The following is a 22673-nucleotide window of genomic DNA, read 5'->3' as shown; positions in this document are numbered from 1 at the left end:
TCTGCGCCGTTTTTTTGTCTGCTCTCTGCCATGTGGCGCCGCCTGATCTACCACCCGGAAATCAACTACGCACTGCGACAAACGCTGGTGTTGTGCCTGCCGGTGCTGTTCGGCCTGCTGATAGGCCAGCTGCAGCTCGGCCTGATGTTCTCCCTCGTGCCCGCCTGCTGCAATATCGCCGGGCTGGATACGCCGCATAAGCGCTTCTTTAAACGACTGATCGTCGGCGGTTCGCTGTTCGCCTTCAGCAGCGTGCTGCTGCAACAGGCCCTGCTGTGGCACGTGCCGCTGCCGGCGCTGATGCTGGGCCTGGCGCTGCTGCTCGGCGTCACCGGCGAAATCAGCCCGCTGCACGCCCGGCTGTTGCCGGCGGCGCTGGTGGCCGCCATCTTCGCCCTCAGCACGGCCGGCACGGTGCCTATCTGGCAGGCGCCGCTGCTGTACGCGATCGGCACCGCCTGGTATGGCTTATTCACCTGGTTCTGGTTCAAGCTGTGGAAAGAGCAGCCGATGCGCGAGACGCTGAGCCAGCTCTATCTGGAACTGGCGGACTATTTCGAAGCCAAATACTCGCTGCTGACCCAGCACACCGATCCGCAGACCGCGCTGCCGCCGCTGCTGGTGCGCCAGCAAAAGGTGATGGACCTGATCAGCCTGTTGTACCAACAGCTTAATTTCCTGCCGCACGCCAACAATCTCGAGCAAAAGCGCCTGCAGCGCGCCTTTCAGGTGGCGATGGACCTGCAGGAGCACATCACCGTCAGCCTGCATCTGCCGGAAGAGGTGCAAAAACTGGTGGAGCAGAGCCAGGCCGAAGCGATCATTCGCCGCAATGCTCAGGTGATCGCCGGCCGGCTGCGCGTGGTGGCGCACGATATTCTCTATCATCAATATTCGAAGCGCTTCTCCATGACCCACGAGCTGGCGGCGCTGGAAAAAATGGCGGCGCAGCATCCCGATAATCCGGTCGGCCAGTTTTGTTATTACCACTTCAGCCGCATCGCCCGCCTGCTGCGCACCCAGCATCCGCTGTACCGCCGCGACCTGATGCCCGGCCAGCACCGCCTGCCGTTTTGGCCGGCGCTGGTCAGCTATCTGTCGTTCAAATCCACCGCCCTGCGCAACGCCGCGCGGCTGGGCGTAACGCTGGCGGTCGGCAGCAGCCTGGGTGCGGTATTCAACCTGCCGAAGCCTTACTGGATCCTGCTCACCATCATGCTGGTGAGCCAAAACGGGTATAACGCCACCCGGGTGCGTATTCAGCACCGTGCGCTGGGCACGATTGCCGGGCTATTGCTGGCAGCCGGGCTGCTGCAGCTGCAGTTGCCGGAGGGAGAAACGCTGAGCATCATGCTGGTGATCACGCTGCTGGCCTACCTGGTTTCGCGCAAGAACTACGGGCTGTCGGTGATTGGCTTTACGGTCACGGCGGTTTACACCCTGCAGCTGCTGGCGCTGAACGGCTCGCATTTTCTGGTACCGCGCCTGATCGATACGCTGATCGGCTGCGTGCTGGCGTTCGGCGGCACCATTTGGCTGTGGCCGCAGTGGCAAAGCGGGCTGCTGCGCAAGAATGCCCATCAGGCGCTGGAGAACGATCAAGCCGCGCTGCGGCTGATGCTGAAGCAACCGGAACCGGACGCCACCGCGTTGGCCTATACCCGCATGCAGGTCAACCAGGCACACAACGCGCTGTTCACCTCGCTCAATCAGGCGATGCAAGAGCCGGGGTTCGCGTCAAACTATCTGGCGGACATGCGGCTGTGGGTCACTCACAGCCAGTTCATCGTCGAACACCTGAACGCCATGACCATTCTGGCACGCGAGCACTACATGCTGACGCCGAAACTGGCGGAAGAGTATCTGCAGACCTGTGAAATCGCGCTGCAAAGCTGCCAGCAGCGGTTGGAATACGACGGCCCGAGCAGCGGCAACAGCGGCATCATGCAGCCGCCGGATCTGCATCCGGACATGCCCGTTACCGAGATGGAGCGCCATCTGCGGCGCATTTTGTCGCACCTGAGCGTGATGCACACCATTTCGTCGCTGGCCTGGCGCCAGCGCCCGCACCACGGCATCTGGCTCAAGCGCAAACTGCGCGATCAATAAGGGCGCGGCATGCCGCGCCCCGTTATATGCCGCGCGGGCTTCTGGCGTTGATCACATCCTGCACCGCCAGCTCGAACAGCGCCATGCCGGCCTCGATATCCTGCAGCTCCACCACCAGCGACGGCGCGAAACGGATCACGTTCGGCCCGGCATTGAGGATCATCAACCCACGCGCGGCGGCGGCGGTGAGGAAGTCGCGCGCCCTGCCGTGATAATGCGGCGTCAGCTCGGCGCCAATCAGCAGCCCCATGCCGCGAATCGCGGTGAAAATACCGTATTTATCGCCGATATGCTGCAAAACCTGCACATACAGCGCATGACGCTGCTCAATGCCACTCAGCACCTCCGGCGTATTGATCACGTCCAGCGCCGCCTCCGCCACCGCGCAGGCCAGCGGGTTGCCGCCGTAGGTGGTGCCGTGGGTGCCCACCTGCATCACCGACGCAATGTCTTCGGTGGTCAGCATGGCGCTGACCGGGAAACCGCCGCCCAGCGCCTTGGCGGTGGTGAGAATGTCCGGCGTCACGCCATAATGCATATAGGCGAACAGTTTGCCGCTGCGCCCCATGCCGCTTTGCACTTCGTCGAACACCAGCAGCGCCTGATGTTGGTCGCACAGTTTGCGCACGCCTTTAAGGAAGTCGGCGTCGACCGGCGTAATGCCGCCCTCGCCCTGAATCGGCTCCATCACCACCGCGCAGGTGTGGTCGTCCATCACCGCTTTCACCGCCGCCAGATCGTTGAACGGCACGTGCACGATGTCGGCCGGCTTCGGCCCGAACCCGTCGGAATATTTGGCCTGCCCGCCCACCGACACGGTGAACAGCGTGCGGCCGTGAAACGCGTTATAGAAGGCGATGATTTTGGTTTTATAGGGGCTGTGGCGGGTGATAGCGTAATGACGCGCCAGTTTGAACGCCGCCTCGTTGGCCTCTGCGCCGGAGTTGGCGAAGAACACCCGATCGGCGAAGGTGGCGTCGATCAATTTGCTCGCCAGGCGCAGCGCCGGTTCATTGGTGAAGACGTTGCTGGTATGCCACAAGGTTTCGCCCTGGCGTTTGAGCGCCTCGACCAGCGCCGGATGGCAGTGCCCCAGCGCCGTCACCGCGATGCCGCCGGAAAAATCGATGTACTCTTTTCCCTGCTGATCCCAGACCCGGCTGCCTTGGCCGCGCACCGGCACAAACTGGGCGGGTGCATAAACAGGCAGGATCACCTGGTCAAAGGTGCTGCGGCTCACTGCGGATTTGTCAGTCATTTTCGGCTCCACCCTGAAGGTTTTTCAGCGCTATCGCGATGTTATAATGAAAATGTAATCACGAAATATGCATAAAAAAACACTAAAGCGCAAATGCAAAACGCCTGACGGGCGAAAAAAATGCGAAGGGATTAACGCCTGAGAAAATTGTCCAACAGCTGATGGCCCTGCTCGCTGAGCACGCTTTCCGGGTGGAACTGCACCCCTTCCAGCGCCAGCGTGCGGTGGCGGATACCCATGATCTCGTCGCGCACGCCGTCGCGTTCGCTCCAGGCGGTCACTTCAAAGCAATCCGGCAGCGTATCGGCTTTCAGCACCAACGAATGGTAACGCGTCACGGTCAGCGGATCGCTCAGGCCGCGAAACACGCCGACGCCCAGATGGCGAATCGCCGAGGTTTTGCCGTGCATCACCGCGCGGGCGCGCACCACCTCGGCGCCGAACGCCTGCCCCAGCGCCTGGTGCCCCAGGCACACGCCGAGGATCGGCAGCTTGCCGGCGAAATGACGAATGGCGGCCAGCGAGATGCCCGCTTCGTTCGGGGTACAAGGGCCGGGGGAAATCACCAGATGCTGCGGCGCCAGCCGCTCGATATCGGCCAGCTGCAGCTCATCATTGCGCTTCACCACCACCTCGGCGCCCAACTCGCAGAAGTACTGGTAAAGGTTATAGGTAAAGGAGTCGTAGTTATCGATCAGCAGCAGCATGTTAGGTCCGGCAGAGAAAAACGCCGCCATAGTTTACTGATTTAACCCGCCGCTGCCGACGATAATTTCCGCTTACTTTTTACGGCCGCCGGTGATCGAGCCCAGTACGCCGCGCAGGATCTGCCGGCCGAGATCGCGCGCCATGCTCTTGGCGGCGGTCTGGACGATGCCGTCGCGTTTGCCGCCGCGCGGGCCGGTGGAACCGAACAGCAGCTCGTTCAATCCGTCCATCAGGCCGCCGCCCGTCTGTTGCTGCGCTTGCGCCTGCGGTTGCTGCCCCTGCTGCGCAGTGCCGACGGTGGCGAAGCCGCCCGACGACAGCTTCTCGTAGGCGGACTCGCGGTCAATCATGTCTTCATAGCGGCCATACAGCGGCGACTTGTTGATCGCGCTGTTCAGCCCTTCCGCGCCGAGCATGCCCATCTTGGATTCCGGCGCGATGACCATCGCCCGCTCCACCACGTTCGGCCGGCCCTTTTCGTCGAGGAATGACACCAGCGCTTCACCCACGCCCAGCTCGGTGATCGCCGTTTCGGCATCGAAGGCCGGATTGGCACGCAGGGTTTGCGCCGCCGTTTTCACCGCCTTCTGATCGCGCGGCGTAAAGGCGCGCAGCGCATGCTGTACGCGGTTGCCCAACTGGCCCAGCACGCTGTCCGGGATATCCAGCGGGTTCTGGGTGACGAAGTAAATGCCGACGCCTTTGGAGCGGATCAGGCGCACCACCTGTTCGATCTTGGTCAACAGCGCCGCCGGCGCGTCGTTGAACAGCAGGTGCGCTTCATCGAAGAAGAACACCAGCTTCGGCTGTTCAGGGTCGCCCACTTCCGGCAGATGTTCAAACAGCTCGGCCAGCAGCCACAGCAGGAACACTGAATACAGCTTCGGCTGATTGATCAGCTTGTCCGCCGCCAGCAGGTTGATCACGCCATGACCGTTGGTGTCGGTTTTCATCAGATCGTTGATGTCCAGCATCGGCTCGCCGAAGAACTGGTTGGCGCCCTGCTCTTCCAGCGTCAGCAACCCGCGCTGGATGGCGCCGATCGACGCGGCAGAGATGTTGCCGTACTGAGTCTGGAATTGTTTGGCGTTATCGCCGACGAACTGCACCATGGCGCGCAGGTCTTTCATGTCCAACAGCAGCAGCGCGTTGTCATCGGCGATTTTGAACACCAGTTGCAGCACGCCACTTTGCACCTCGTTCAGATCCAACAGGCGCCCCAGCAGCAGCGGCCCGAGATCGGAAATGGTGGCGCGGATCGGGTGGCCCTTTTCGCCGTAAATATCCCACGGGATAATGGTGCAGGCCTGCGGCTGCCAGTCGGTGACGCCAATCGCTGCCAGGCGCGCCTGCAGCTTCTCGGAAGGCACGCCCTCGGCGCCGATGCCGGAAAGATCGCCCTTCACGTCCGACAGGAACACCGGCACGCCGATGCGCGAGAACTGTTCGGCCATTTTTTGCAGCGTCACCGTCTTGCCGGTGCCGGTTGCCCCGGTAATCAACCCGTGGCGGTTGGCCAACGCCGGCAAAATCACCAGATCCTGTTCCGGTTTTCCGTCTTTCATCGCCTTGGCGATAATCCGTGGTTCACTCATTTTCTGTTCCTTTGACGCTGACGCGGCGCGAAACGCGCCTGTTGATGCAATAAAGCTATAAGTGCCGCGTAACCCCGTCAAGGACAAACAAAAAGGGCGCCGTCGGGACGCCCATGATGCCTGTCTTTTCAGAATCCCCCTAAGACCTGCGTCACCCCCGCAGCCCCAGTTGCTCCTTCAGCGCTTTCAAATAGCGCCGGCTGACCGGCACCGGATCGCCGGCGGACATGATCATCTCCGCCGCGCCGCCTTCTTCGAAGCGGATCTCGCGCACCTGCTCCAGGTTGACCAAATACTGCCGATGGCAGCGCACCAGCGGCGTACGGCTTTCCAGCGTGCGCAGCGTCAATTCGGTGAAACACTCCATGCCGTCGCTGCGCACCACGAATACCCCGCTCAGTTTGGAACGAATCGCCAACACCTCGTCGAACCGCAGCAGATAGATGCGGCTGTGGCCGGTGCAGGGAATGTATTTCAGATAACCGGCGCTCTCATCCAGCGCCGTCACGTCCTGCGGCGCACTGCGCTGCCGCAGGCGTTGCAGCGTCTTGCTCAGCCGCTTCGGCTCCGCCGGCTTCAGCAGATAGTCGAAGGCGTGCTCCTCGAACGCCTGCACCGCGTATTCGTCGTAGGCGGTCAGAAACACGATGTGCGGCATCCGATTGGGATCCAGCATGCCGACCATTTCCAACCCGCTGATGCGCGGCATTTGAATATCGAGAAACACCACGTCCGGCTGCAGCCGGTGGATCTGGCTGATGGCTTCGATGGCGTTGGCGCATTCGCCGATGATCGCGATCCCCGCTTCGGCCTCCAGCAGATGGCGCAGGTTGTCGCGCGCGGAAGGCTCATCGTCAACAATCAGTGCGTTTAACATCAGGCGGCCCTCTCCATGGGAACATTGAGCGTAATGCGGGTATAGGCGTCCGGCCGGCAATCCACCTGCACGCCATAGCCTTCGCCGTAGCGCACGCGAATGCGTTTATCCACCAGATTCATACCCAGCCCGCTGCAGTTCGGTTTCGGTTGGAACAGCCCGGCGTTGTCCGTCACCTGCAGCAGCAGATGCTCGCCTTCGCAGCAGGCGCCGATTTCGATGCGGCCTACGCCCAACAGATGCGAGGTACCGTGCTTGATGGCGTTCTCGACGATCGGCTGCAGCGAAAACGCCGGCAGCCGCGCCGCCAGCAGCGCCTCGGGCAGCGATACCGCAATCTCCAGCCTATCGGCGAAACGCGCTTTCTCGATCTGCAGGTAGGCGTTCACATGTTCTATCTCGTCCGCCAGGCTGACTTCATCATCCGAGCGCTTGAGGTTTTTGCGAAAGAAGGTCGAAAGGGACTGCACCAACTCGCAGGCGCGCTCGCCATCACGGCGGATCACCGCCACCAGCGTATTCAACGCATTGAACAGGAAATGCGGGTTGACCTGCGCATGCAACAGCTTGATCTCCGACTGCGCCAACAACTGCTTGTGGCGCTCGTACTGTCCGGCCATGATCTGCGCCGACAGCAGGCTGGCGATGCCTTCGCCCAGCGTGCGGTTGATGGTGCTGAACAGCTGGCTTTTCGGTTCGTACAGCTTGATGGTGCCGATGACCCGCTGGTTTTCGCCGCGCAGCGGGATCACCAGCGTCGATCCCAGCTTGCAGGCCGGATTGATCGAGCAGCAGTAAGAGAGCTGGTTGCCGTCGGCGTACACCACCTCGTTGTTGTCGATGGCGCGATGCGAATGCACCGAGGCGATCGGCGTCCCCGGCAGGTGGTGATCGTCGCCGATGCCGATAAACGCCAACAGCTTGTCGCGATCGGTGATCGCCACCGCGCCGATACCCAGTTCCTGATAAATCACCCGGGCGACCTTCATGCTGTTTTCCTGATCGAAGCCCTGCCGCAGGATACCCTCGGTGCGCTCGGCGATTTTCAGCGCCTTGGAAGAGAAAGCGCTGGTGTATTTCTCGAACATCGCGCGCCGATCCAGCAGGATTTGCATAAACATCGCCGCGCCGACGGTATTGGCGATCATCATCGGCAGCGCGATGTGTTCCACCAGCTGCAACGCCTCGTTGTAAGGGCGCGCCACCGCCAGAATGATCGCCATCTGCAACACTTCCGCCACCAGCGCCACGCCGCCGACGAACAGCGGATTGAACAGCAGCTCGATGCGCCCGCGGCGCATGGCGATGCTGTGTACGATACCGCCGACCAGGCCTTCCGACACCGTGGAGATCGCGCAGGCCACGTCGGTCATGCCGCCGAGCGTATACCGGTGCAGGCCGCCAGTCAGCCCGACCAGAAAGCCTACCGACGGCCCGCCCAGCAAGCCGCCCAGGACCGCGCCTATCGCACGAGTGTTGGCGATCGAATCCTGAATGTGCAGCCCGAAATAGGTGCCCATGATGCAGAACACCGAGAAGATCACGTAGCACAGCAGCTTGTGCGGCAGGCGGATGGTCACCTGCATCAGCGGGATGAACAGCGGGGTTTTGCTCAGCAGATAGGCGATAACGAGATAGACGCACATCTGCTGCAGCAGCAACAGCACCTGGTTAAATTCATACATGGCAGCAACTCATCCAGAGACAACAAAGGGCGAACGCCGGATTTCCGGTCTGATTATTGTCTGCCGATTAGAGCATGGGGCGCGGGAGAAAACAGTGATGAAGGCAAGGCTTCGGGAGGAAGGAGCGGCCGATCCCGCCGGGATCGGCCAAAAAACTTACGGCAGTACCTTGGCCGACAGAATCACCACCGGTTTGGTCGGCACATTCTGGTAAGGGCCGACGTTGCCGGTCGGCACCTGGGCAATTTTGTCCACCACGTCCATGCCTTTCACCACTTTGCCGAACACCGCGTAGCCGAAGTCACGCTGGCCGTGATCCAGGAAGGCGTTATCCGCCACGTTCAGGAAGAACTGGCTGGTGGCGCTGTCCTTGTCGGCGGTGCGCGCCATCGAGATGGTGCCGCGCAGGTTGCGCAAGCCGTTGTCGGCTTCGTTCTTGATCGGCGCCTTGGTGGATTTTTGCTGCATGTCAGCGGTGAAACCGCCGCCCTGGATCATAAAGCCCGGGATCACGCGGTGGAAGATGGTGTTGTTGTAGTACCCGCTGTTCACGTAGTCGACGAAGTTCTGGCTGGAAACCGGTGCCTTCTGGCTGTCGAGCGCCAACTCGATATTCCCTGCCGAGGTGGTCAGCATGACATGAGTTTCACCGGCGGCGAGCGCCGCTGGCGCCATCGCTGTCAGGGAACACAGCGCGACGAAGGTCACTAAAGTACGTTTGAACATTAACGGGTCCTTTCTCTGAGAGACAAACAACGGAAAAGCGCTTTGATTCTAAAGAGCTGTATCGGCAAGTGCCAGCCATTTACCTATATTTACCCAATTACGGGACATATCCTAGGTGGCCCTGAATTTTGCTGCGGAAAGTATGGGCGCAGAAGGCTTTTTTGCCAACCGCGTCACGCATTTTTTGCCCAGCGCCGCCCTGGGTCGGTTTTTGCGATCTGCCTCCCAGTTTGCACACCCGTTGCCGTTACCCTATATAAATGAGAGCGCTCTCATTATAAAAAGAACGGATACTGAGGTATCCCACGGCGGCGTCGCCGCGCAACCCCCTGGAGAAATGACGTGAGTGAATTGATGACTGAAGTCAGCCCCGAGTTTGAAAGCACCATCATGGAACTGCTGGTGTTCTCCGGCAGCGCGCGCAGTAATGCGTTGATGGCGTTGCGGCAAGCGCGCGCCGGTGACTTCGCCGCCGCGGCCAAACACATGGTCGAATCCAAAGAGTGGGTGAAGAAGGCGCACCTGATCCAGACCGAGCTGATCGGCCTGGACGAAGGCTGCGGCAAGCTGGCGATCAACCTGATCACGGTACATGCGCAGGATCATCTGATGAACGCCATGGTGATCCAGGATCTGGCCGACGACATGATCGAGCTCTATCGCCGTCAGTCGCAAACGGAGGGCCGCTCATGAGCACGCTCAAAATCGCGGTGATTGGCGGTGGCAGCAGCTACACTCCCGAACTGGTCGATGGGCTGATCCAACGCATCGATGAGCTGCCGGTCACCGAACTGGCGCTGGTAGACGTCGAGCCAGGCCGCCAAAAAGTGGAAACCATCGCCGCCCTGACCCGCCGCATGCTGGCGCGCCACGGGCTGGAACAGGTGAAGGTCAGCGTGCACTTCGCGCTGGACGAAGCGATTCGCGGCGCCGCTTTCGTGCTGACCCAGTTCCGCGTCGGGCAACTGCCGGCGCGCGCCGCCGACGAACGGCTGGGCCTCAAATATCAGCTGCTCGGCCAGGAGACCACCGGCGTCGGCGGCTTCGCCAAAGCGCTGCGCACCATTCCGGTAATGCTGGATATCGCCCGTCGGGTGGAAAAGCTGGCGCCGGACGCCTGGATCATCAACTTCACCAACCCGGCCGGCATCGTCACCGAGGCGGTGTCCCGCTTTACCAAAGCGAAGATCATCGGCCTGTGCAACGTACCGATCAGCATGCATCACATGATCGCCAACATGCTGCAGGCGCCTTACGCCGACGTGCAGCTGCGGTTTGCCGGTTTGAACCACATGGTCTGGGTGCATCAGGTCACGCAGCAGGGGCGCGACGTCACCGGCAACGTGATCGACATGCTGTGTGACGGCGCGGCGCTGACCATGAACAACATCAAGGAAGAGCCCTGGCAGCCGGACTTCCTGCGCGCGCTCGGCGCCATCCCCTGCCCGTACCACCGCTATTTTTACCAGACCCGCGAGATGCTGGCGGAAGAGATGGCCGCCGCCGGCGAGCGCGGCACCCGCGCCGAGCAGGTGATGCAGGTAGAAAAAGAGCTGTTCGAGCTGTATGCCGATCCGCTGTTGAACAGTAAGCCGGAGCAGCTCAGCTTCCGCGGCGGTTCTTTCTATTCCGAAGTTGCGCTGGAGCTGATCCGTGCTATCCATAATAATCTCGGCACGCAATTAGTGGTCAACACCGCAAACCGCGGCGCAATCCATGGCCTGCCGGACGATGCTGTGATAGAAATCAACTGTATCGTCGATGCTCAGGGCGCGCATCCGCTGACCTTCGGCCCGCTGTCGGAACCGATGCAGGCGCTGACGCAGCAGGTGAAAGCCTACGAACGCCTGACCATCGAGGCCGCGGTGCACGGCGATCGCCGCAGCGGCTTGCTAGCGCTGATCGCCAACCCGCTGGTGGGCAACGCCAATCTGGCGCAGCCGTTGCTGGACGAGGTGTTGACGATAAACGCGCCGTATTTGCCGCAGTTCAGGTAAGCACCTGCGCGCGGTATGACAGGGGTTCGGCGCGCCGAACCCATTTTTTTAGCCGTAATCAGGAGTTGGACGATGGTGACACTGGAAGATGTCGCGGCGCTGGCGGGCGTATCGCGCGCCACCGTATCGCGGGTAGTGAACGGCGACAGCAACGTCAAAGCGCCGACCCGCGAGAAGGTTGAGCGCGCCGTCGCCCAGCTCGGTTACACCCCCAACCCGGCGGCCCGCGCGCTCGCCTCCAGCCATAGCAATACCCTCGGGTTGGTCACCACGTCGTATCGCGGCGGCTTCTTCGGCGCGCTGATGGACTTCGTGCAAACCGAGGCCGAATCCCACGGCAAGCAGCTGCTGGTGACCCAGGGCCGCAACAGCGCCGAAAACGAATGGCAGGCGGTGCAGCGGCTGTTCAGCCTGCGCTGCGACGGCGTGATCCTGCACGTGCGTTTTCTCAGCGACGATCGGCTGCGCCAGCTGGCGGCGGAGCAACGTCATTTCGTGTTGCTCGATCGTCTGGTGCCGGGGCTGGAAGACCGCTGCGTCACCTTCGATCATCCGCTCGCCAGCCGCATGGCGACCCAGCAACTGCTCGACGCCGGCCACCGGCGCATCGCCTGCATCAGCGGGCCGCGCGAGCGGCCGTCGAGCCGCCTGCGGCTGCAAGGGTTTGAAGAGGCGATGCAGGCGGCGAATATCGAGCCGGTGGCCTGTCTGGAGGGCGTTTACGATCTGGAAAGCGGTTACCGCTGCGCCGATCGCCTGTTGCGGCAGGCCGCGCCGCCCAGCGCCATCTACTGCTGCAACGAAGAGATGGCGATCGGCGCCCTGCTGGCGATCAACGAGCACCGCCTGCGGGTGCCGCAGGATATCTCCTTGATCTGCTACGACAGCGGCGAACGCGCGCCCTTCGTCCGCCCGGCGTTGAGCAGCGTACACTTTCCCATCAGCGAGATGGCGCAATACGCGGCGCGCAGGTTGATCGATCCCGCCACCCCGACGCACCGTTTTGAGCCGACGATCATCAACCGTGATTCCATTGTGACGGTACGCAAATAGATCACAATAATGCGTATCATCCCTTCATGGGTTGCATCAAAAAATCGACAGCCATCACAAAAAATCCCGTTGTCTGTGCTAGGATCCGCCCCCTGGTGGCCTGAACGGGACTTTTTTCTGCGTTTGCCAGGAAAAGCCAGCGGCCTTATGCCAGTTTTAAAACCTCTAACAGACATATTCAGGCCTATATAATGAATGACAGTAACCGCATACGGCTTACCTGGATCAGCTTCTTTTCGTACGCGCTGACCGGTGCTTTAGTGATCGTCACAGGGATGGTGATGGGAAACATTGCAGAGTACTTTAATCTGCCGGTTTCCAGCATGAGTAACACCTTTACTTTCCTCAACGCCGGCATTTTGATTTCGATCTTCCTCAATGCCTGGCTGATGGAAATCATCCCGCTGAAGCGTCAGCTGATCTTCGGCTTTGTCCTGATGGTGCTGGCGGTGGCAGGGCTGATGCTCGGCAAGAGCCTGACCATGTTCTCGCTGTGCATGTTTATCCTTGGCGTGGTTAGCGGTATCACCATGTCGATCGGCACCTTCCTGATCACCCACATGTATGCCGGCCGCCAGCGCGGTTCACGCCTGTTGTTCACCGATTCCTTCTTCAGCATGGCCGGGATGATTTTCCCAATCGTCGCCGCGATGCTGCTGGCTCGCCATATCGGCTGGTACTGGGTTTATGCCTGCATCGGCCTGCTGTACGTGGGGATCTTCGTGCTGACCCTGTGCTCCGACTTCCCGGTGCTGGGCAAGAAAGGCGCCGACGCCGGTCAACCGGTCGAGAAAGAAAAATGGGGCATCGGCGTGCTGTTCCTGTCGATCGCCGCGCTGTGCTACATCCTTGGCCAGCTGGGCTTCATTCAGTGGGTGCCTGAGTACGCCACCAAGTCGTTCAACATGGACATCGGCCAGGCCGGTAAGCTGGTGAGCGACTTCTGGACCTCATACATGGTCGGCATGTGGGTGTTCAGCTTCATCCTGCGCTTCTTCGATCTGCAGCGCATCGTTACCGTGCTGGCCGCGCTGGCCACCGGCGCGATGTACCTGTTCGTCAGCACCGACAATCCGGAGCACCTGGGCTACTACATCATGGCCCTGGGCTTCGTTTCCAGCGCCATCTACACCACGCTGATCACCCTCGGCTCGCTGCAGACCAAGGTCTCCTCGCCGAAGCTGGTCAACTTTATCCTGACCTGCGGCACCATCGGCACCATGCTGACCTTCGTGGTCACCGGCCCGATCGTGGCGAAAGGCGGGGCGCACGCGGCGCTGACCACCGCCAACGGCCTGTATCTGGCGGTGTTCGTGATGTGTCTGCTGCTGGGCTTCGTGACCAAGCACCGCAGCCACGGTCACGTAACGCACTGATTTCTACGCATCAAATACATCAAGGGCGCCCGCAAGGCGCCCTTTTTTGCGCCTTAGCGCCGAAAATCCACCGTCTCATCCTGCTGCAGATGCAGCGTGGTTTCCGCCGGCCGCGTTTCGGCGATCACCGCGCCCTGGCGAATCGAATAACGCACCGGCGTCTGGCGGCGCACCGCGTCGAAACCGCTTTCCGCCGGCAGGATCACCAGGTTGGCGCTGTTGCCGGCCGCCAGGCCGTAGTCGCTCAGGTTAAGCGTGCGCGCGCTGTGGCTGGTGATCAGCTTCAGCCCGTCGTCGATTTGGCCATAGCCCATCAGCTGGCACACGTGCAGCCCCATATGCAGCACCTGCAGCATGTTGGCGGTGCCGAGCGGATACCAGGGATCGAACACATCGTCGTGGCCGAAGCAGACGTTGATCTCCGCCTCCAGCATCTCCTTCACCCGCGTCACGCCGCGCCGTTTTGGGTAGCTGTCGAAACGCCCCTGCAGGTGAATGTTCACCAGCGGGTTGGCGACGAAGTTGATGCCGGACATTTTCAGCAGGCGGAACAGCCGCGAGGCGTAAGCGCCGTTGTAAGAGTGCATCGCCGTGGTGTGGCTGGCGGTGACTTTCTCCCCCATCTCCAGCTTCAGCGCCAGCGCCGCCACGGTCTCGACGAAACGCGATTGCTCATCGTCAATTTCATCGCAGTGCACGTCCACCAGCCGATCGTATTTTTGCGCCAGCGCGAATGCCTTGTGCAGCGACTCCACGCCGTACTCGCGGGTGAACTCGAAATGCGGAATGGCGCCCACCACGTCGGCTCCCAGCCGCAGCGCTTCTTCCAGCAATGCTTCGCCGTTGGGATAGGAAAGGATCCCCTCCTGCGGGAAGGCGACGATCTGCAGCGTTACCCAGGGCGCCACCTCCTGCTTAACTTCCAGCATGGCGCGCAGCGCGGTCAGCGTGGGATCGGAAACGTCGACGTGGGTGCGCACATACTGCACGCCGTTGGCGATCTGCCACTTGAGCGTTTGCCAGGCGCGTTGCTTGACGTCTTCATGGGTCAACAAGGCTTTGCGTTCTGCCCAGCGCTCGATCCCCTCAAACAGCGTGCCGGACTGGTTCCAGGCCGGCTGGCCGGCGGTTTGCGTGGTATCCAGATGAATATGGGGTTCGACGAATGCCGGCAGCGCCAGCCCACCCTGCGCATCCAGCACGTCGCTGCGCCACTCCTGCCCTTCCGGCTGCGGCACCAGATGCGCAATGCGCCCCTGTTCTATCGCCAGTTGCCACAATCCTTCATGCCCGCTTAAACGCAGGTTGTCGATAAACTTCAATGGACGTTTCACCACCCTTCACCTCTGCCGTTGCGCTGGTTTTCTTCATCATACTGGCAGCGGATCGCGCTGACAAAGTCGCCGTTGCATGCCGGCCTGCGCGTCTACTCCCTGCGGGGTAGTTGGTGCGCGACCTGACTCGCTTCAGCTAAAGGTGAATAAAATCCGCAACTTATCAAAAAACTTGGAAAATCATTCATATACCACGTTGTGGGTATATAAAGGCGCGATTGATTTGCATCAATAAATTGCCCCTCGGGAGGGATAAGGTAAGCCTAGGAAACCCGAATTTTGAGGCAATAATGAGCAGAGTCAAACTTGCCGTGATCGGCAATGGCATGGTCGGCCACCGGTTCATCGAAGATCTGTTGGATAAAGCAGACAAAGACCTATTCGACATCACCGTGTTTTGCGAAGAGCCGCGCATCGCTTACGATCGCGTGCATCTCTCTTCCTATTTCTCGCACCATACCGCCGAAGAGCTGTCGCTGGTGCGCGAAGGCTTTTACGAAAAGCACGGCGTGAAGGTGCTGATCGGCGAACGCGCCATCACCATCAATCGCGACGAGAAAGTCATCCACTCCAATACCGGACGCACCGTCTATTACGACAAGCTGATCATGGCCACCGGCTCCTATCCGTGGATCCCGCCGATTAAAGGCTCGGATAGCCAGGACTGCTTCGTTTACCGCACCATCGAAGACCTGAACGCCATTGAAGCCTGCGCGCGCCGCAGCAAACGCGGCGCGGTGGTCGGCGGCGGGCTGTTGGGGCTGGAAGCCGCCGGCGCGCTGAAAAGCCTGGGGGTGGAAACGCACGTGATCGAATTCGCTCCGGTGCTGATGGCCGAACAGCTCGACCCGATGGGCGGTGACCAGCTGCGCCGCAAGATCGAGCGCATGGGCGTCAAAGTACACACCGGGAAAAACACCCAGGAGATCGTCAACGGCGGCGGCACGGCGCGCAAAACCCTGCATTTCGCCGACGGCAGCCTGCTGGAAGTGGATTTCATCGTTTTCTCCACCGGCATCCGCGCCCAGGACAAGCTGGCGCGTCAATGCGGACTGGAGATCGGCCGCCGCGGCGGCATCGCCATCAACGACTGCTGCCAGACATCGGATCCGGACGTGTACGCCATCGGTGAGTGCGCCGCCTGGCGCGATCGCACCTTCGGCCTGGTGGCGCCGGGTTACAAAATGGCGCAGGTGGCCGCCGATCACCTGCTGGGCCGCGAAAACGGCTTCCAGGGTGCCGATATGAGCGCCAAACTGAAACTGCTGGGCGTAGACGTCGGCGGCATCGGCGATGCCCACGGCCGCACCGAGGGCGCCCGCAGCTACGTTTATCTGGATGAGAGCAAAGAAGTCTACAAACGCATCGTGGTCAGCGCCGACAATAAAACCCTGCTCGGCGCGGTGCTGGTGGGCGACACCAGCGACTACGGCAACCTGTTGCAGCTGGCGCTGAACGGCATCGAGCTGCCGGAAAACCCGGACGGCCTGATCCTGCCGGCCCATGCGGGCAGCAAACCGGCCATCGGCGTAGATTCGCTGCCGGAAAGCGCGCAGATCTGCTCCTGCTTCGACGTCAGCAAAGGCGACATCATCCAGGCGGTCAATAAAGGCTGCCACACCGTGGCGGCGCTGAAGGCCGAAACCAAGGCCGGCACCGGCTGCGGCGGCTGCATCCCGCTGCTCACCCAGGTACTGAACGCCGAGCTGAGCAAGCAAGGCATCGAGGTCAACCACCACCTGTGCGAACACTTCGCCTATTCACGCCAGGAGCTGTTCCACCTGATCCGCGTCGAAGGCATCAAGTCGTTCGAGGCATTGCTGGCCAAATACGGCAAAGGCTACGGCTGCGAAGTCTGTAAACCGACCGTCGGCTCGTTGCTGGCTTCTTGCTGGAACGAGTACATCCTCAAGCCGCAGCATACGCCGCTGCAGGATACCAACGACAACTTCCTCGGCAATATCCAGAAAGACGGCACCTACTCGGTGATCCCGCGCTCCGCCGGCGGCGAAATCACCCCGGACGGCCTGCTGGCCATCGGCCAGATCGCCAAGGAATACAACCTCTACACCAAAATGACCGGCTCGCAGCGCATCGGCATGTTCGGCGCGCAGAAAGACGATCTGCCGGCCATCTGGAGCAAGCTGCTCGCCGCCGGCTTTGAAACCGGCCACGCGTATGCCAAGGCGCTGCGCATGGCGAAAACCTGCGTCGGCAGCACCTGGTGCCGCTACGGCGTCGGCGACAGCGTCGGCTTCGGCGTCACGCTGGAACATCGCTACAAAGGCATCCGCACCCCGCACAAAATGAAGTTCGGCGTCTCGGGCTGTACCCGTGAATGCGCCGAGGCGCAGGGCAAGGACGTCGGCATCATCGCCACCGAAAACGGCTGGAACCTGTACGTCTGCGGCAACGGCGGCATGAAACCGCGCCACGCCGACCTGCTGGCCGCCGATCTCGATCGCGAGACCCTGGTGCGCTACCTCGACCGCTTCATGATGTTCTATATCCGCACCGCCGATAAGCTGCAGCGTACCTCGGTATGGCTGGAGAGCCTGGAAGGCGGCATCGATTACCTGCGCAAGGTGATCGTCGACGACAAGCTCGGCATCAACGAGCAGTTGGAAGCGGAGATCGCCCGCCTGCGCGACGCGGTGGTCTGCGAGTGGAAAGAGACCGTCGAGCATCCGGAAACGCAGCTGCGCTTCGCTCACTTCATCAACAGCCCGCTGCGCGATCCGAACGTGCAGGTGGTGGCTGAACGCGACCAGCACCGCCCGGCGCGCCCTGACGAGCGCATTCCCGTCACCCTGATCGATACCGAGGAGAGCCACGCATGAGCCAGTGGATTACCGTTTGTCCCGTCGCCGACATTCTGCCCGGCACCGGCGTGTGCGCCCTGATCGGCGATCGGCAGGTGGCGGTGTTCCGCCCCTATGCCGACGAACAGGTGTTCGCCATCAGCAATATCGACCCCTTCGCCCAGGCCAGCGTGCTGTCACGCGGGCTGATCGCCGAGCATCAGGGCGAACTGTGGGTCGCCAGCCCGCTGAAGAAACAGCATTTCCGCCTGTACGACGGCCACTGTCTGGAAGATGACAGCCGCTCCGTCGCCAGCTTCACCAGCCGGGTGGTCGACGGCATCGTGCAAGTCGCGGCATAACCTTTCGGGGGCGCATCCCGCCCCCACGCCGATAACCCTGAGGAGTGCCGATGGACTACCTGCCGATTTTCTGCCAACTGCAACACAAAGCCTGCCTGCTGGTCGGCGGCGGCGAGATCGCCGAACGCAAGGCCCGCCTGCTGCTGGACGCCGGCGCAGCGCTGACCGTCAACGCCGTAGACTTCACCTCGCAGTTCCGCCTGTGGGCGGCAGAAGGCCTGTTGACGCTGGCCGAGGGCGAATTCAGCCCGGCCCTGCTGACGGAAAAATGGCTGGTGATCGCCGCCACCGACCGGCTGGAGGTCAACGCACTGGTGTATCAGTGCGCCAACCAGCAGCGGGTGTTCTGCAACGTGGTGGACGATCCGAAACGCGCCAGCTTTATCATGCCGTCAATCATCGATCGTTCGCCGATCATGGTGGCGGTGTCCTCCGGCGGCAAAGCGCCGGTGCTGGCGCGGCTGCTGCGCGAGAAGCTGGAAGCGATGCTGCCGCAGCACCTCGGCAAGCTGGCCCAGCTGGGCGGCTCGCTGCGGCAGCGGGTAAAACAACGCTTCAGCAGCCTCGGCGCGCGCCGTCGCTTCTGGGAACGGTTATTCGCCCACGATCGGCTGGCGCAGTCGCTGGCCAACGACGACGCCACGCTGGCCGAACGCCAGCTCGAGCAGCTGTTCAGCGAACGGCCGGAAGATCGCGGTGAAGTGGTGCTGGTGGGCGCCGGGCCGGGCGATGCCGGCCTGCTGACGCTGAAAGGGCTGCAGCAGATCCAGCAGGCCGACGTGGTGGTTTACGACCGGCTGGTCTCCGAAGCGATCATGACGCTGGTGCGTCGCGACGCCGAACGCATCTTCGTCGGGAAACGCGCCGGCCACCACTGCGTGCCGCAAGAGCAAATCAACCAAATCCTGCTGCAGCAGGCGCAGCAAGGCAAACGCGTGGTGCGTCTGAAAGGCGGCGATCCCTTTATCTTCGGCCGCGGCGGCGAAGAGCTGGAGACGCTGGCGGACGCCAACGTGCCGTTCTCGGTGGTGCCGGGCATCACCGCCGCCTCCGGCTGTTCCGCCTACAGCGGTATCCCGCTCACCCACCGCGACCATGCGCAGAGCGTGCGCCTGGTGACCGGCCACGCCAAGGCCGACGGCGGATTGGACTGGGCGACGCTGGCCGCCGGGCAACAGACGCTGGTGTTTTATATGGGGCTGTCGCAGGCGGCGGAGATCCAGCGCCAGCTGATCGTGAATGGATTGGCGGCCACCACGCCGGTGGCGCTGGTAGAAAACGGCACTTCCTGCCGCCAGCGGGTGATCGAAGGCGAGCTCGGCCAACTGGGCGCCCTGTCACTGCAGGCCGCCAGCCCCAGCCTGATCATCGTCGGCAGCGTGGTCAGCCTGCGCAGCAAACTCAACTGGTTCGCCAGCGAGGCATCACCCGTCAGCCTGGCGCAAATGGCGTGATACCGACATAAAAAAAGCGGCCCGTGGCCGCTTTTTTTATTTTCGCCGGCGTTACGCCTGCGGCGGTACGAAACCAACGGCCTGATAGACCTTCGCCAGGGTTTCCTGCGCGCGTGCGCGGGCCTTGGCGGCGCCGTCGCGCATCACCTGCTGCAGATAGGCTTCGTCGTTACGGAAGCGGTGATAGCGCTCCTGCAGCTCACCCAGCATGCCGGAGACGGCTTCCGCCACCGCGCCTTTCAGGTGGCCGTACATCTGGCCTTCGAACTCGGCTTCCAGCTGCGCGATGCTCTTGCCGGTCACGCCGGCGAGAATATCCAGCAGGTTAGAGACGCCCGCCTTGTTGACCACGTCGTAACGCACGACAGGCGGCTCTTCCGAGTCGGTCATTGCGCGCTTAATCTTCTTGGTCACCGCTTTCGGATCTTCCAGCAGGCCGATCACGTTGTTGCGGTTATCGTCCGACTTGGACATCTTCTTGGTCGGTTCCTGCAGCGACATCACGCGCGCGCCGGATTTAGGAATAAACGGCTCCGGCACTTTGAACACGTCGCCGTACAGCGCGTTGAAACGCTGGCCCACGTCGCGGCTCAGTTCCAGGTGCTGCTTCTGGTCTTCGCCCACCGGCACCTGGTTGGTTTGATACAGCAGGATATCCGCCGCCATCAGCACCGGATAGCTGAACAGCCCGGCGTTGATGTTCTCCGCGTAGCGCGCGGATTTGTCTTTGAACTGCGTCATGCGGCTCAGTTCGCCGAAATAGGTGTAGCAGTTCAGCACCCAGCTCAGCTGCGTGTGCTCAGGCACGTGCGACTGCACGAAGATGGTGCTTTTTTCCGGATCGATACCGCAGGCCAGGTACAGCGCCAGCGTATCCAGCGTGGCTTTGCGCAGTTTCTCGGCGTCCTGGCGCACGGTGATGGCATGCAGATCGACGATGCAGTAGATGCAGTCGTAGTCGTCCTGCATCTGCACCCACTGACGCAGCGCACCCATGTAGTTGCCGATGGTCAGTTCGCCGGACGGCTGCGCGCCGCTAAATACGATGGGCTTACTCATGTTTAAATTTCCTGATTCTCTAAAGATGACAGCCCAAGAGCGGGCAACAAATCGGCAAAGCGCTCCAACACCCGATCGGGGTGGCTCAGGGCTATCGATTCGCCGTAGTTATAACCGTAGGTAAAGCCGACGCTTGGGCAACCGGCGCCCTGCGCGGCTTGAATATCGTTGCGTGAATCGCCGACGAACAGCAGTTCATGCGCGCGCAGCCCAAGCTTGCCGAGCACCAGATACAACGGCGCCGGGTGCGGTTTCTTTTCCGTCACGTCGTCGCCGCCGATCACCAGCGAGAAATAGTCGCCAATCCCCAACGATGCCAGCAGCGGCGCCACGAACGGCGTCGGCTTGTTGGTCACCAGCGCCATCGGGTAGCCGTGCGCGGCCAGTCGGGCCAGCGTCTCTTGCACCTGCGGGAACAGGCGGCTACCGCTGTCGACGGTCTGCGCATAGAAATGGTCGAAGCGTTCACGCAGCCGGCCGCACTGTTCCGGCGTGCCTTCCGCTTCCGCCCAGCGCAGCGCGCGCTGCACCAGCACGTCGGCGCCGTTGCCGATCCAGGTGCCAACCCGCTCCTCACCCGCTTGCGGCAGGCCCGCTTCTTCCAGCGCCATATCGATGGCGGCCGCCAGGCCCGGCGCGCTGTCGACCAGCGTGCCGTCCAGATCGAAGGCCAATGCGCGGATCGCGCCGAAATCAGCCATGGGAAACCTTCGCCAGCTCGCTGCGCATCTCGTCGATCACCTTGCGGTAGTCCGGCTGGCCAAAGATGGCGGAACCGGCGACGAACATATCGGCGCCCGCGGCGGCGATTTCGGCGATGTTATCCACCTTCACCCCGCCGTCGACTTCCAGGCGGATGTCGCGACCGCTGTCGTCGATCAGCTTGCGCACTTGGCGCAGCTTGTCGAGCGTGCCGTGGATGAACGACTGGCCGCCGAAGCCCGGGTTGACCGACATCAGCAGGATCACGTCGATTTTATCCATCACGTAATCAAGATAGCTCAGCGGGGTCGCCGGGTTGAACACCAGGCCGGCCTTACAGCCGTGCTCTTTGATCAGCTGAATGGTGCGATCGACATGTTCGGAGGCTTCAGGGTGGAAAGAGATATAAGACGCGCCGGCCTTGGCGAAGTCAGGCACGATGCGGTCCACCGGCTTGACCATCAGATGCACGTCAATCGGCGCGGTAATGCCGTAGTTGCGCAGCGCTTCGCACACCATCGGACCGATGGTCAGATTGGGCACGTAGTGGTTGTCCATGACGTCGAAGTGCACCACGTCGCCGCCTGCGGCCAGCACGTTAGCGGTATCTTCACCTAACCGGGCAAAATCTGCCGACAGAATGGACGGGGCAATCAAAAACTTTTTCATCCGCTTCTCCAAACGTAGGGTCGAGTTGTTATGCGCCGGGGTGCCCCCGGCTTAGCGATACAGCGCCAAAAGCTCGTTCACTTTGCTGCGGCCGAGAATATTGCGGCTGATCGTGCGGCGCGCTTTCACCACATACAGCGCAGCATGCTGGTACCAGTCGCGCGTCAGCTCGGTATCGTGATTGGAAATCAATACCGGCACCCGGCTCTCTACCGAGAGCTGATGCGCCAGATGCGCCAGGCTCTGCTGATCGGCGATGCTGAAGCTGTTGGTGTGGTAAGCGGTGAAATTCGCCGTCGCCGACAGCGGCGCATAAGGCGGATCGCAATACACCACGGCGCCGGCTGCGGCCTTCGCCATGGTATCGCGGTAATGCTCGCAGACAAAAGTGGCATTGCGCGATTTTTCAGCAAACCAGTAGAGCTCTTCTTCCGGGAAGTACGGTTTCTTGTACCGGCCAAACGGCACATTGAACTCGCCGCGCAGGTTATAGCGGCACAGGCCGTTATAGCAGTGACGGTTCAGGTACAGGAACAGCAGCGCCCGGCGGTAAGGCTCGGTGCTAGTATTGAACTCTTCTCGCAGCAGGTAAAACTGATCCGAGTTATTGAATTCATCGGCGAAAAGCGTGCGGGCATCGCGCACGAAGTCATCCGTGCGCAGCTTAACGATGTTATACAGGTTGATAAGATCGCTATTGATGTCGGCGAGAATGTAGGCGTCGTAATCCGTATTCAGAAAGACGGATCCCGCACCCACGAAGGGCTCGATTAAGCAGTCTCCCGCCGGCAGATGGCGACGAATCTCATCTACCAGCGGGTATTTTCCACCAGCCCATTTTAAAAAAGCGCGGTTTTTCTTCATGCCGTCAATTAGCTACTTATACAATTCAGAGCGGCGGATTGTAC

The 22673-nt window shown here is 61.4% G+C and carries 19 protein-coding genes; 8 read left to right on the top strand and 11 right to left on the bottom strand.

What is annotated here, in order from left to right:
• Positions 1 to 30: 30 nt before the first annotated feature.
• Complete coding sequence (locus tag HWW83_RS21530; protein WP_129993646.1) at positions 31 to 2109, top strand: YccS/YhfK family putative transporter; 2079 nt, start codon at positions 31 to 33, stop codon at positions 2107 to 2109.
• A gap of 22 nt (positions 2110 to 2131) precedes the next feature.
• Here the strand turns inward: HWW83_RS21530 and argD are convergent, their stop codons facing one another.
• The 6 genes from argD to ppiA all read right to left on the bottom strand — a co-directional run bounded on the left by argD (position 2132) and on the right by ppiA (position 8958).
• A complete protein-coding gene (argD, locus tag HWW83_RS21525; RefSeq protein ID WP_176589541.1) occupies positions 2132 to 3367 on the bottom strand; it encodes a bifunctional acetylornithine/succinyldiaminopimelate transaminase in 1236 nt (411 codons plus the stop codon).
• A gap of 131 nt (positions 3368 to 3498) precedes the next feature.
• Positions 3499 to 4074 carry an aminodeoxychorismate synthase component II gene (locus HWW83_RS21520; RefSeq protein ID WP_033645386.1) on the bottom strand — a complete coding sequence of 192 codons (576 nt, stop codon included), beginning with the start codon at positions 4072 to 4074 and terminating at the stop codon, positions 3499 to 3501.
• A 72-nt stretch (positions 4075 to 4146) separates the two neighbouring features.
• The gene (locus tag HWW83_RS21515; protein WP_129993644.1) at positions 4147 to 5670 is read right to left on the bottom strand and encodes a helicase HerA-like domain-containing protein; all 1524 of its coding nucleotides are present in this window, start codon (positions 5668 to 5670) and stop codon (positions 4147 to 4149) included.
• Between the two features lie 151 nt (positions 5671 to 5821).
• Positions 5822 to 6547, bottom strand: coding sequence for a two-component system response regulator BtsR (gene btsR / locus HWW83_RS21510; RefSeq protein WP_046688553.1), 726 nt, complete (start codon positions 6545 to 6547; stop codon positions 5822 to 5824).
• On the bottom strand, positions 6547 to 8232 hold the full coding sequence (locus tag HWW83_RS21505; RefSeq protein WP_044029984.1) for a sensor histidine kinase: 1686 nt from the start codon (positions 8230 to 8232) through the stop codon (positions 6547 to 6549). Before HWW83_RS21505 ends, btsR begins: the two co-directional genes overlap by 1 nt.
• Before the next feature lie 156 nt (positions 8233 to 8388).
• Positions 8389 to 8958: a peptidylprolyl isomerase A gene (gene ppiA, locus HWW83_RS21500; protein WP_060660178.1), complete on the bottom strand. Its 570-nt coding sequence runs from the start codon at positions 8956 to 8958 to the stop codon at positions 8389 to 8391.
• Between the two features lie 354 nt (positions 8959 to 9312).
• On the opposite strand from ppiA, the gene HWW83_RS21495 reads away from it, so the two are divergent.
• The 4 genes from HWW83_RS21495 to tsgA all read left to right on the top strand — a co-directional run bounded on the left by HWW83_RS21495 (position 9313) and on the right by tsgA (position 13384).
• Positions 9313 to 9651 carry a PTS lactose/cellobiose transporter subunit IIA gene (locus tag HWW83_RS21495; RefSeq protein ID WP_025304525.1) on the top strand — a complete coding sequence of 113 codons (339 nt, stop codon included), beginning with the start codon at positions 9313 to 9315 and terminating at the stop codon, positions 9649 to 9651.
• Positions 9648 to 10955 carry a 6-phospho-beta-glucosidase gene (locus tag HWW83_RS21490; RefSeq protein WP_046687917.1) on the top strand — a complete coding sequence of 436 codons (1308 nt, stop codon included), beginning with the start codon at positions 9648 to 9650 and terminating at the stop codon, positions 10953 to 10955. Before HWW83_RS21495 ends, HWW83_RS21490 begins: the two co-directional genes overlap by 4 nt.
• 72 nt (positions 10956 to 11027) lie before the next feature.
• The gene (locus HWW83_RS21485) at positions 11028 to 12008 is read left to right on the top strand and encodes a LacI family DNA-binding transcriptional regulator (RefSeq protein WP_033645266.1); all 981 of its coding nucleotides are present in this window, start codon (positions 11028 to 11030) and stop codon (positions 12006 to 12008) included.
• Between the two features lie 191 nt (positions 12009 to 12199).
• Positions 12200 to 13384 carry an MFS transporter TsgA gene (tsgA, locus tag HWW83_RS21480; protein ID WP_025304528.1) on the top strand — a complete coding sequence of 395 codons (1185 nt, stop codon included), beginning with the start codon at positions 12200 to 12202 and terminating at the stop codon, positions 13382 to 13384.
• Positions 13385 to 13437: 53 nt separating this feature from the next.
• Here the strand turns inward: tsgA and HWW83_RS21475 are convergent, their stop codons facing one another.
• Positions 13438 to 14718, bottom strand: coding sequence for a cytosine deaminase (locus HWW83_RS21475; protein WP_169539927.1), 1281 nt, complete (start codon positions 14716 to 14718; stop codon positions 13438 to 13440).
• A gap of 290 nt (positions 14719 to 15008) precedes the next feature.
• Between HWW83_RS21475 and nirB the strand changes: the two genes are divergently transcribed.
• From nirB to cysG, 3 genes are read left to right on the top strand one after another with little or no spacing between them, the layout of a single operon-like run.
• Positions 15009 to 17558 carry a nitrite reductase large subunit NirB gene (nirB, locus tag HWW83_RS21470; protein WP_129993643.1) on the top strand — a complete coding sequence of 850 codons (2550 nt, stop codon included), beginning with the start codon at positions 15009 to 15011 and terminating at the stop codon, positions 17556 to 17558.
• On the top strand, positions 17555 to 17881 hold the full coding sequence (gene nirD, locus HWW83_RS21465) for a nitrite reductase small subunit NirD (RefSeq protein WP_038878129.1): 327 nt from the start codon (positions 17555 to 17557) through the stop codon (positions 17879 to 17881). Before nirB ends, nirD begins: the two co-directional genes overlap by 4 nt.
• Positions 17882 to 17931: 50 nt before the next feature.
• Complete coding sequence (gene cysG / locus HWW83_RS21460; RefSeq protein ID WP_176589540.1) at positions 17932 to 19335, top strand: siroheme synthase CysG; 1404 nt, start codon at positions 17932 to 17934, stop codon at positions 19333 to 19335.
• 51 nt (positions 19336 to 19386) lie between these two features.
• Here the strand turns inward: cysG and trpS are convergent, their stop codons facing one another.
• Genes trpS through dam form a run of 4 tightly spaced genes read right to left on the bottom strand, consistent with a single transcriptional unit; the run spans position 19387 to position 22629 of the window.
• A complete protein-coding gene (gene trpS, locus HWW83_RS21455; RefSeq protein WP_025304534.1) occupies positions 19387 to 20394 on the bottom strand; it encodes a tryptophan--tRNA ligase in 1008 nt (335 codons plus the stop codon).
• Positions 20395 to 20396: 2 nt separating this feature from the next.
• Complete coding sequence (locus tag HWW83_RS21450; RefSeq protein WP_038878137.1) at positions 20397 to 21095, bottom strand: phosphoglycolate phosphatase; 699 nt, start codon at positions 21093 to 21095, stop codon at positions 20397 to 20399.
• Positions 21088 to 21765: a ribulose-phosphate 3-epimerase gene (gene rpe, locus HWW83_RS21445; RefSeq protein ID WP_019456160.1), complete on the bottom strand. Its 678-nt coding sequence runs from the start codon at positions 21763 to 21765 to the stop codon at positions 21088 to 21090. The genes HWW83_RS21450 and rpe overlap by 8 nt, the downstream gene beginning before the upstream one ends.
• A 51-nt stretch (positions 21766 to 21816) precedes the next feature.
• Positions 21817 to 22629, bottom strand: coding sequence for an adenine-specific DNA-methyltransferase (gene dam, locus HWW83_RS21440; RefSeq protein ID WP_033651736.1), 813 nt, complete (start codon positions 22627 to 22629; stop codon positions 21817 to 21819).
• Positions 22630 to 22673: the final 44 nt, after the last annotated feature.

It is taken from the genome of Serratia ureilytica, assembly GCF_013375155.1.
Taxonomy (GTDB): domain Bacteria; phylum Pseudomonadota; class Gammaproteobacteria; order Enterobacterales; family Enterobacteriaceae; genus Serratia; species Serratia ureilytica.
Note: the sequence above shows the minus strand (reverse complement) of the source record. Positions and strands in the feature narration are given on the sequence as shown.